This window comes from Agathobaculum ammoniilyticum (assembly GCF_025567315.1).
Classification (GTDB): Bacteria; Bacillota; Clostridia; order Oscillospirales; family Butyricicoccaceae; genus Agathobaculum; species Agathobaculum ammoniilyticum.
The window spans coordinates 204366-215427 of the sequence record NZ_JAOQJE010000005.1; the positions used below are offsets into that span (position 1 = coordinate 204366).

The following is an 11062-nucleotide window of genomic DNA, read 5'->3' on the forward strand; positions in this document are numbered from 1 at the left end:
GGCTGCGCGATGGGCTTGACACAGCTTGACATCATCCGCAAACAGATCGAATCCACGGTCAAAAACCGCGCTGCGGGCGAGACGGCAAAGCTGCGGCGCAAGACCAGCCTGATCGGTGAAATCAGCCGGCTGGCCGGCAGGGCCAACAGCGCGATCGACGGAGCGGGACGCGATGCCGCGCGCCGTCGCGCGGGCAGGCAGCCGGAGGAGCTGGAGGACGACGCGGCATGGGACGCGCCGGACGAGGGCGCGCGGCCGTACATCTGCGCGGACGGCTATGTCCGCCGCTCGCCGGAGCAGACGCTTTACACCCCGCCGGATTACCGGCGCAGGCTGCTGTTGCGGGCGGCAGGGCTTGCGGCGGCGGTGGTACTGGCGCTGGCCGCGTTGTGGCTGCTGGTCCATTATTCCGTTTTGAGCATCTGAGAGAGTATGACGTGTAACAGGGGTACACGCCTGAGGAGGAACACATTTTGCTGAGCCATTTGCTGACACAACTGCTGCGGTCTTTCGGGATATTTTTCCGTACGATCCGTGCGTTTTTCACCCGCCGTCTGGTGGGGCTGTGGGCGCGTCTCAAACGGCTCACCAATTTTTCGCGGCAGGCGACCAAGGTGGCGGCGGACTCGCTGCAGTCCGCCGCTGCGATCGCCAAAAAGCCGACCTCGCGCGGCGATTATGTGGAGACCGGACGGCTGTTCATTTCCAAAAAGTTTTTGCTCACGCTGGCGGTCGGCGTGATCGTGCTGGCGCTGCTGGCGTATTTCGTGGCGTGGCCGTTCCTCCTGAGCCATTTCTTTACCGCGCATTTTTATGTGGGGGACAACCGCATCGAAAACTGGACCGGCCGTGTGGTCGTCTATTCGGATGCGGAGAAAACCCTCCCCCTGTATGAGGGACGGCTGGAGGACGGCCTGCTGCAGGGCCAGGGCAGGGAATACGACGAGGCGGGGCTGCTCCTTTACGAGGGCGCGTTCGCGGACGGCCGCCGCGAGGGCAAAGGCACGGCCTATGAGGCGGGGCTCCTGCTGTACGAGGGCGAGTTTGCGGACGGCCTGTATGAGGGAGAAGGGACGCTGTATCAGGACGGCGTGCTGCTGTACGAGGGAGGCTTTGCCGGCGGCGTACAGTCCGGCGAGGGTATGGCGTATTACGCAAACGGCGGCGTGCAGTACAAAGGTGCGTTCGCGGACGGCCTGTATGAGGGCCAGGGGACGGCATACGACGAGCAGGGAGTCAAGCTATACGAGGGCGGCTTCGCGCAGGGACTGTATAGCGGCGAGGGTAGCCTGTATCCGGCGGAAAACGAGCGGATCGACGCGGTATTTGCGGACGGCGCGCCCGACGGCTCAATCCAATGGTACAAGGCGGGACGGCTGTATTACGACGGCGAGGCGGACGGCACGGTCCCCATGGGCTTCGGCACCCTGTACACCCAGAGCGGCAAGACCGCCTATGTCGGCCGGATGGCGAACGGCACCGTGGACGGCGCCTGGCTGGTGACGCTGACCGCGGAGGAGTTCCGCGAGGCGCTCGGCGAGAGCGGCACGGCCGACTACGACAAGGTAAGCGGCGGCTTTGTCATCAGCTCGCCCGCCATCGGCCTGTCCGCGCTGTGCAGCTACCAGACCGCGGACAGCGAGCCGGCGGTGCATACGGTCTACCTGTCCGCGCCGCGCGAATCCCGCTTTGCTCTGCTGCCGGGGCAGGCGAACGTGACGCTGGATGGATGGCCGGCTCCCGCGGTAAGCACGCGGCAGTACAGCAAGACCGACGGCGTGAACCTGTCCACAGGTTCGTATACCAGCGAGGTCTATGCGCTGGACGGCTGCAACGCCGAGGTGCTGCGCAAAAACGACCAGGCCGTGCTGGTGCGCTGGGCGCTGGCCACCGCCCTGCCAGCCGCGTCGGATGCGGACGCTGCGGCGGAAGCGGAGGCCGCGGCCAAGGAGCAGGCACAACTCGAGGCGTTCCTGGCGTCGCTCGACCGGATGAACGGCACCGGCGCGGTGCAGCAGAGCGCGGAAAACCCGTATTACGGCCAGGCGGACGTGAGCGGCGCATTTTCCGGCTGCGCGATCGCGTCGGACGCGGCGCGCGCGGTCGAGGCGATGTTGGACTATTGGGAGAACGCGGAGCAGCGCGCCGCGCTCGAGGGCAGTCTGACGCGCACGCAGGAGCTGCTGCGCGACGCGCAGAACGCGCAGGCGAGCGGCACGGGTAGTGCGGACGCGGTATCCGCGCTGCAGAGCCGCCAGACTGAGCTAAACGGTCAGATCAGCGTCTGCACCACCGAAATGGCCAAGGCTGCGATGGAGGCGGCCGCTGCGGGCGGCGGCGATCCCGCGCTGTACGACCTGAGCGGGCTGTCTGTGCTGTTCGACCCGACGACGCTACAGGTCAACGATCTGGCGCTGGTGGCCGCCGCTTATGCGCAGGCCGGCGGCGATGCGGACAGTGCTGACAGCGCGGCGGACGACGCGCGCACGCTGGCGCTTAAAACGGCGCTGGCCGATCTTACGGCGGCATATAGCGGTGTAAACAGCGCGCGGTCCACCTATGAGCAGGCCGCGTCCGCGGCGTCGGACGCGGCGGGCGCCTATGCGATGGGTACGGGCAGCAAGGCGGGATGGTACGAAGCGCTCTCCGCGCGCGCGGACAGCCAGACCGCGCTCTATCAGGCGGTCGGCGTGTTCACCCGGCAGGCCAATACGCTCAACGAGCTGACCGGCGGCTGGGTATCGCGCACGCAGGACTGGCTGGCGGAGGCGCTGCTTCCGCTGTACGATACATCCGCACAATAACGGAAAGGAAGTGAACGGGCTTGGCTGATTATACTGCCATCGTCGAGGCGGGCAACGCAGTGGTGGAGCTGCTGCGCGACAGCCTGACCCCCGAGCCGCTGGGCAACCGCGAGCTAATCGCGCTGTGCTCTCCACATGAGAGCGAGAACAACCAGCTAACGCTGTACCTGTATCATATCGAGGAAGAAAATCAGAACATGACGAGCGGCTATTACCAGATGGACCAGAACACCCAGCGCCGCACGGCGGCGCAGTATACCCTGCGCTATCTGGCGACCGCCCATTCCAAAGCGCCGGCGCAGCTCCGGCAGGCCGACCAGCACCGCATTATCGGTGCGGCGATCCAGACCCTGCGGGACAATCCGGTCGTGCCGCAGCGGTACCTGGCCGGCTCGCTCGCGGAGGAGCGCGCGCAGCTCCATCTGGCGGTGGAGAAGGTGCCGCTCGAACAGCTGCTCAAGATTTGGAACAACACCTCCAAGGAATACAAGCTGTCTTTCGTACTCATGGTCACCGGCGTGACGATCGCCTCCCGTCGGCAGCGCCGCATCGCGCGCGTCACCGATTTCAAGGTCGCGATCGATCCGGAGGCGCACGAGGGCCAAGTGCAGCGCCGCGTGAGCGCGGTGCTGCGGCTGCGGGACGGATTTTTGGGTACGCCGGTCGAAAACAGCGGCGCGCTGTTCCGCGTGGATGGCGCGCCCAGCCAGCCGCAGGCAAAGCAGGGCGGTTATCGGGTCTGGACCGATCTGCCGGCCGGTCGGCATACCCTGTCGGTCAGCCTGCGCGGCTTCCAGACCGAGGAGCTGGTCATGGAGATCCAGCCCGATGCGGTGTGGGAGGGCAGCGCCGACCTCAAGCCAGGGCTGGGCTATCCCTTTGGCAAGGACGCGGCCACGGTGCGCCTGACTGTCACGCGCGGCGGGAAGCCGCTGGCGGACCAGCCGGTCTGGCTGGCGGCGGCCGAGTCCGCGCCGCTCAAGCTGGCGCAGGATAAGGCGGAGCAGGGCGCGCAGACGCTGCGCCTGTTCTGCCGGGGCGGGGCGGACACGCTGCCCGTGCCGGGCGTATTCCTGCTTGAGGAGAAAGAGGCGCCCGAGCTGGTTCACCTGCAGGCGGTCGAGGGAGAGGAAGGCCGTCTGGCCGCGCCGTTGGCGCACGCGCACACGCGCGGCAGGGCGCTCCTGCCCGCGCAGCAGTATCGCACGGACGGGCAGGGCCGCCTCAGCATGATGCTGCGCGAGGCGGCACGGCTGGCCGTGTTCTGCGGCGGCAGCATACAGTACGCTGAGCCCGTCACGGACGGGGAGCAGGCAGTCATCCTGCGGTTTGAATAAGGAGAAAAAGCATGGCAAATCCAGTCGTCAATACAGCGGTATGCACCTGTTCGTTCGGCACCGTGCCGATGGTGCTGCCGGTCGTTTCTCAGCAGACGGTCATGATGGGCAGCATGCCCGCGGCGACCATTATGGACAACAAATGCACGACCTTCGGTATGTGTTCCTGCCCGGCCAATCCGGCGGTCGCGGCGGCGACCGCCGCTGCGCTGGGTGTGCTGACGCCCAGCGCCTGCATACCGGTAACCGTCGCGCCGTGGACGCCCGGCGCGCCGACCGTCGCGGTCTGCGGTAAAACACTGCTCAATAACGCGAGCAAGCTGATGTGCCAGTACGGCGGCGTGATTCAGGTGACGATGACGCCAGCGGTGACGGTCAAAACACCGTAAAAGGAGGAGACGCGATGCGGGCGGAGGAAATCCGGCCGGTCGACCTGACGACCGGCGCGGGGTATGACAGCCAATGGGCGCTGATGCGCGACCTGTTCGTGTGGCTCGACCTGCGGCTGTACTATTTTTACGCGCACCATCAATGGCTCGGCCCAGCGAGCGAGATGAAAAACATGCTCGGGCTGGTGGTGACGCGCGAGGAGTTCGAGCACCAGCTCGCCCGATCCGCCCAGATGGGGCTGGAGGAGGAACTGGAGCCGGAGGAGAGCGCTCAGATTGGGGAGGCGCAGGCGGCGATCGCCCTGCGGCTGGGGCGCAAGGGCGGAGCGGATATCCCGCTGCTGCGTCTGTTCGAGCGCTGCGGTCTGGATGCGTTCGAGCAGAACTGCGTGATATTGGCGTACGCGGCTGTGCTCGACCGCAAATATGAAAAGCTGCTCGCCTACTTGCAAGACGATATGACCCGCAAAAGCCCGGGTGTCGCGCTGGCGGTGCAGCTTTTCCTGCCTAAGGGCGGCGATATGGAGCAGTATCTGGCGCGATTCGCCTGGCAGGGGCGGTTTTCCCGCCTGTTCGAGCCGGACGCGCTGGCGCGGGGCGAGCTTGTGCTGCAGCCGCTGACGCTGGAATACCTTTCCGGTGGGACGATCGCGGGCCGGCAGGGATTGACGGTGTTCGACGGGGCGGCGGGCCGCCCAGACGGCCCGCTCATCGTGCAGGGGGAGGTTGCGCGGCGGCTGGACCGCATGATGGAGGAGCGCCTGCCCTGCGTACTCTGCCTGTCCGGCGGGGCGGGCAGCGGTAAGCTGTTCCAGATCAAGCACCTGCTGGCGCGGCACCGGCAGCGCGGCGTGTTCGCCGATCTGGAAGGGGAGGACTGGCGCGCGCGCGCCGGGGAGGCCGCGCTCGCGGCCTGCCTGCTGGACGCCTATCTGTGCTTTTACCATCTGGATCGGGAAAACGAGGCAGGCGACCGGATCGCCGCACCGCAGCAGTTAGTGGACGCGCTCTGCGCTATGGAAACCGGCAGGGAACGCCTGTTCCTGCTGTCGCGCCTGCCGGTGCGGGCGCGGGTGCAGCGGCTGACCGTCGATCTGGAACTGCCGCCGCTGACCGAGAGCGAGCGGCTCGAACTGTTCCGCACCCACCTGCGGGACAGCCGCCTGGCGCCCGACGTGACCGCCGAGGAGCTGGCGGCCAAGTTCCATTTCTCCCCACAGCAGATCCGACAGGCCTGCCGCCAGGCGGCGGGAATGGCGGCGCTGGACGGGCAGGAACTGCTGGACGGCGCGCGGCTGCATGCCGCCTGCTACCGGCAGGTGGTGCATAAGCTGGGCGATCTGGCGCACCGCGTGCCGGCGGCGTATACCTGGGACGACGTGGTGCTGCCCTCCGCGCAGAAGCGGCTGATACAGCAGGCCTGCGGGCATATCCGCTACCGCTACCGCGTGTATCATCAGTGGGGTTTTGAAAAAAAGGTCGCCTATGGCCGCGGACTGTCCATCCTGTTTGCGGGCGCGCCCGGCACGGGCAAGACCATGTGCGCGCAGATCATCGCGCGCCAGCTCAACATGGAGATGTACAAGATCAACATTTCGCAGATCGTCAGCAAATACATCGGCGAGACCGAGAAAAACCTGCAGGCGGTGTTCGCCGAGGCGAAGAACTCCAACTGCATCCTGTTTTTTGACGAATGCGACGCGCTGTTCGGCAAGCGCAGTGAGGTGAAGGACTCGCACGACCGCAACGCCAACGTCGAGGTTGCGTACCTGCTGCAGCAGATCGAGGAGTACGACGGGGTGTGCATCCTGGCGACCAACCTGATCGGCAACATCGACGAGGCGTTCATGCGCCGCATCACCTATGTGGTGAATTTCCCCTTTCCGGACCGCCGTATGCGCGAGGATATCTACCGGCGCATGATGCCCTCCGCCACCCCGCTGGCCGGGGATATCGACTGGGGCTTTCTGGCGGAGAAGTTCGAGCTGTCCGGCGGGCATATCAAGAATATCGTGCTGTCGGCCGCGTTCATGGCGGCGGGCGAGGACAGACCGATCGGCATGCGGCACCTGCTGCGCGCCGCGGTGGGCGAAATGAAGAAAAACGACATCGTCGTCGTGCGGGAGGAGCTGCGCGAGTATGCCGACCTGCTGACAGACGAGGGGGAACAGGCCCCGTAACGGAGAGGATGCAAGATGAACAAGCAACAACGCAACATACTGGCTGGCGTGCTGGCAGCGACCACCGTGGATATCCTGCTGCTGGCGGCGGTGCGGCCGTCTGCAGGGTTGGTCGCGGCCTGTGTCGGAATGGCGGCTGTGGGCGCTGTGCTGGCGGCGTGGGCTCTGCGTCTGCTGCGGGACGGGGCGGACGACGGTTTGGACGACCTGCGCGAAGCGGTCGAACGATGCGCCGCGGACGAGGAGGACGCGCTCCCGCCCGATCTGACCGGACGCGGCGGTGCAGTCGGCGCGCTGGCGCAGGCTGTGCAGCGACTGGCCGAGCGGGAGGATGACCGGCTGGAACAGGCCTGCCGCTCGGCCGCACAGGAGGCTGAGGAGCGCGCGCGCCGCAGCATGGCGGAGGAGATCTGCGCGTCCGCCCTGCCGCAGGTGCTGCCCGATATCCCCAGCCGCGCGCACTTTGAGGTGAGCGGCCTGATCGAGCAGGGCATGGGGCGGGACTGCCGCTTTTACGACTATTTCTTTATCGATCCCGGCCTGCTGTGCATCGTGCTGGGGCAGACGCCGGGCGGCGGCGTGGCGGAAGCGCTGTTCATGGTCATCGCACAGACGACCATCCGCAGCCGCCTGCGGCAGGGGCGCTCGCTGGAGGAAACGATGGCGGACGTGAACACCCAGCTGTACGACCTGGGCAGCCAGTTCAGCCTGAACGCGCTGGTGGCCACGCTCAGCACGGCGGACGGGCGCTTTACCTATGTCAACGCGGGGCAGCAACAGCCGCTGTTCATGCGCAACGAGGACCGCTATGAGTGGCTGGAGGCGCCGGTCTATGCGCCGCTGGGCATGAACGAGAACGTGTCTTACCGCTCGCAGGAGCTGCGCTTCAAGCAGGGGGACCGCATCTTCCTGAACACAGCGGGGCTGACCGACCTGCCTGACCGGACGGGCGAGGCCTATGGCGGGCAGCGCCTGCGCGCCGACCTCAATACCAGCCGCAGCAAAAATCTGGACAGCGGCGAACTGCTGCGCTTTGTGGCCGATCACGCGCTGGCGCACTGTAGCAGCGGACGGGACAACGGCGGCTTTGCCCTGCTTACCCTGCTGTTCTGCAAGGGCGATAAGGAGCTGGCGCACTGCGACGTACCCGCACGGCCGGAGTGTGCAGGCGAGGTGACCGCGTTCCTCAAAAAGCAGTTCGAAGATAACGGCATCGACAAGCGGCACTATGCGCGCGAAGCGGTCGTGGTGGACGAGGTGTTCGCGCTCTGCTGCCGCAGGGCGGAGCCGGACAGTCATGTGATGGTGGAGTGCGGCGTAGCGCCGGATGCGCAGATGGTCAATATTCGTGTAACGGCGGTGCTGGACGGCGTGGATCCGATGGAGTCCGCGGACGCGGAGCCGGCGGGAAACGCGGTCAGCTTCATCCGAGACAATGCGGATTACATCACCTTCAAACCGGGGAAGGAGCGGGACACGATCACCATTGTGTGCTTCCTGAGCTGAACCGATATGGCGTGCGGGGCCTTGCGGCTTGAAGCCTTCCTATGGTGTGAAAGCACCGCCCGACAAAGGAGTCGGACGGTGCTTTTGCATGTGAGATAACAGGCGGGAGGGACAACGGCGGCAACGCGCCGGTACTGATCGCGTCCGCGCCCCGCAGATTGATGACTTTCTGAGCCGTAACGCCGTATCCGGCGCCGATATGCCGTCCATGCGGGCGGCCCCGCTTGAAATTTGCCGGACGGTAATGGTATAACAAAAATAACTTTACAGCGATAAATTTTTCAACATCCGGTGCAGCACGCCTCGCGTCCCCAGCAGAGCGGCGGCTGTAAGGCTCCATCCTGTGCTGGATGTCTGGAACAGGAGGAAACGCTACATGGAACGTATTAATCAGCTGTCTGCGTGTGCATCTGATATGAATACCATTCTGATTATTGACGATGACGAAATCAACTGAGGGATACTGCAGCATTTATTCTCACAATAGTATGCCAGCGAGGAGGCGGACAACGGCCGCTCCGGACTGCAGGCCATCTTGCGGGGGCGTGGCCATTCGTGCGCGGTGCTGCTGCATGTGTTCAGGCCGGATAACAACGGCCTGGAAGCCCTGCGGGGGCTGAAAGAGGAGGATTGGCCCTGCTGGAAACGCTTCCTGTGTTCCTCATTACAGCCGAGCCGGACGCCTCCATGAAAGCCGCCTACGAGATGGGGGCATGGATATCATCAGCAAGCCAGTGGTCCCCTATATGGTGCTGTGTCGGGTGAACTCGGTGGTAAAACTGTTCCAGGCAAGACGGCGGCTGCAAAGCTGTGTGAATGATAGCTTTCGGGAACCGCGTATTCGATATCCATGACGCTTTCGTTGGTCAGGCACACATCCATGGCCAGCACGTCCCCCACCCTTCCAGATTGCGGGAGATGGTGAAATCGCATCTATGTATATGTCGCTGAATACGATCCCGGCGGCGGACAGAGTACTGCGGTACTAGTCGGCGGAGCCGTAATCATACGCCGCATCCCTCCACAGGGGGCGCAATAATCTTTCCGCCGATCACGGCGTAAGGGTCCACAATATAGCTTCCGAACAGTTCTTCCAGTTTGCCGCTGTAGCTCCGCAGCCATGCTGGCAGTGCGTCGCTCCCTGCGTCCTCCCGACACAGTTCGTCCATATATTTGCTCGCCATATCCAGCGCCTTGAGGTAATCATCCAGCCGCTGTTGCTTGGATACTGCGTGAAACAAAGCGTTTCTCCGCTGCTTGCTTTGTATTTTATGACAGCGTAAAGGGGACTTTGCAATATTGCCGCCGCATTTCGTTGTATGGTACGGCGGTCGCCCGCGGAGGCGCGGTAGCATGCGGCTGCTTTTCCATCGCTCCCAGTGCTTTTTGCAGCGCGTTCACCGCGCCGCTGAGGCAATAGTGTCGGTAGCGGGAGGGTGGAATGGACTGCTCTATTCCCGCGATATAGGAAACGCTCCCCGCCATATCGCCCTGGCTGCACAGGCCGCTCAAGACGTTGACATGGTGGCGTAAATCGTGAAGCCGGATGCGGTTTCCCTGCGGCTGGGTCGTAAGTTCGGCGTAATACCGTTCGGACATGGCCAGTTGGACCTCATGTTCCTTGGCGTGGTCCGCAGAGGCCTTTACCCGACTCAGGCAAATCACCAGCATGAACAGCACCGCGCCGCTGACTGCGCATACGTGCAGCAGATTGATATGCTCGCCCCTGCGGTAGAAGATTAGCTCGGGATAGGTGGTCATGGCGAGGATCATCAGCTCCAGCATGAACACCGTCATGGCCAGCGGTGTCCAAGGTACCCTTTCGGCGCGCCACAGGTGCTGGAAGCGGGGAGTCCGGAAGCGCACCGCAAAGACTGTCCCCAGTATGATGCCCAGGTTGCGCACGCAAAGCATGCCGGGATTCGCGGTGTCAAAGGGGAAAACCAGGACCCGATCACATAGCCTGCGGTAGAACTCAGGATGGAAACCGCGTCGCAGGAAAAAGATGCACCAGAACTGTCCGGCCGGCCGCTGGGCAACAAAAAGCCCTGCAGCGATCTGGGGGGAACCAGTAGGCGGTGCCGAATATGGAGATGGCGGTATCCGGATCGAAAAGAGCCGCCAGCACACTGTAGCAGCCCGACAGAGCCAGCACTACGGCGTTAAAGAAGTCGAAATCGATATTTTGTTTTTCTATGTAAAATCATACAAATTATAGCGTTTTTCGCCCGTCCCACAATAGGCAGGGAAAGTTAGACGGGAAACGGGCGCGTTCCGTTGTGCGCGGTGGAGAGGATTAGACGAAATATTGATTTTGCAAAGATGCGAGGGACGTATGGGGGCAGCCGGCAGCCGCAGGGATTTTCGCCCAGCGGAAGGAGCATGCCTTTTTCCGCGCTTTGCCAGATATAATTGATCAGCATGCTGAGGAAGATCAAAATACCTATGTAGCCGTATATGGGAAAAATTGATAATAGGTTTTTTCCCGATTTCAGTATAAAGCTCGTAAGCGGCTTATCTGTAATTATGGGAAAGCTGAATTTCAAAAACAACCGAGCCTTAACTGAGAATCAATAAAACAGTTGAGAGGAGGGTAACTAACGGTCGGAAAAGTATGATAGCATGTGGGTTGCAGGTCGGCAGTAGACATAATAACTAAAAAGGGACGTTCTGCAGAACGTCCCTTTTTGCTGTTATCCACGGAGGGATATGAGGAGTATACCACCGTGTCGGCCAAGGCCAGTTACAGCGGCATATTGAGAAAAAAGAAGAAAAGAGAAAGGGTCAATCAATAAAGAGGCCGCGTCTGGGGAGCTCATGCACGCTCTTCCAGCCGTCGCTGAGGG

General features: G+C 63.3%; 8 protein-coding genes. 6 read left to right on the top strand and 2 right to left on the bottom strand.

Annotation, left to right across the window (positions count from 1 at the left end; genetic code table 11):
• Positions 1–9: 9 nt before the first annotated feature.
• Genes OCV66_RS07665 through OCV66_RS07690 form a run of 6 tightly spaced genes read left to right on the top strand, consistent with a single transcriptional unit; the run spans position 10 to position 8216 of the window.
• Positions 10–426, top strand: a complete 417-nt coding sequence (locus OCV66_RS07665) for a hypothetical protein (RefSeq protein WP_054326493.1) — start codon at positions 10–12, stop codon at positions 424–426.
• Positions 427–473: 47 nt separating this feature from the next.
• Complete coding sequence (locus OCV66_RS07670; RefSeq protein WP_147574063.1) at positions 474–2804, top strand: MORN repeat-containing protein; 2331 nt, start codon at positions 474–476, stop codon at positions 2802–2804.
• Positions 2805–2824: 20 nt separating this feature from the next.
• Positions 2825–4141: a DUF4255 domain-containing protein gene (locus OCV66_RS07675; RefSeq protein WP_054326495.1), complete on the top strand. Its 1317-nt coding sequence runs from the start codon at positions 2825–2827 to the stop codon at positions 4139–4141.
• 11 nt (positions 4142–4152) lie between these two features.
• Positions 4153–4530 (top strand): DUF4280 domain-containing protein, encoded by a 378-nt coding sequence (locus tag OCV66_RS07680; RefSeq protein ID WP_054326496.1) that lies wholly within the window; start codon positions 4153–4155, stop codon positions 4528–4530.
• Between the two features lie 14 nt (positions 4531–4544).
• Positions 4545–6710: an ATP-binding protein gene (locus OCV66_RS07685; protein WP_054326497.1), complete on the top strand. Its 2166-nt coding sequence runs from the start codon at positions 4545–4547 to the stop codon at positions 6708–6710.
• A gap of 15 nt (positions 6711–6725) precedes the next feature.
• Positions 6726–8216, top strand: coding sequence for a PP2C family protein-serine/threonine phosphatase (locus OCV66_RS07690; protein WP_054326498.1), 1491 nt, complete (start codon positions 6726–6728; stop codon positions 8214–8216).
• A 1004-nt stretch (positions 8217–9220) separates the two neighbouring features.
• On the opposite strand, the gene OCV66_RS07695 is transcribed toward OCV66_RS07690, so the two are convergent.
• Both OCV66_RS07695 and OCV66_RS07700 read right to left on the bottom strand, forming a co-directional pair.
• Complete coding sequence (locus tag OCV66_RS07695; RefSeq protein ID WP_054326499.1) at positions 9221–9457, bottom strand: hypothetical protein; 237 nt, start codon at positions 9455–9457, stop codon at positions 9221–9223.
• A gap of 28 nt (positions 9458–9485) precedes the next feature.
• Positions 9486–10013 (bottom strand): hypothetical protein, encoded by a 528-nt coding sequence (locus tag OCV66_RS07700; protein ID WP_262564148.1) that lies wholly within the window; start codon positions 10011–10013, stop codon positions 9486–9488.
• Positions 10014–11062 lie beyond the last annotated feature (1049 nt).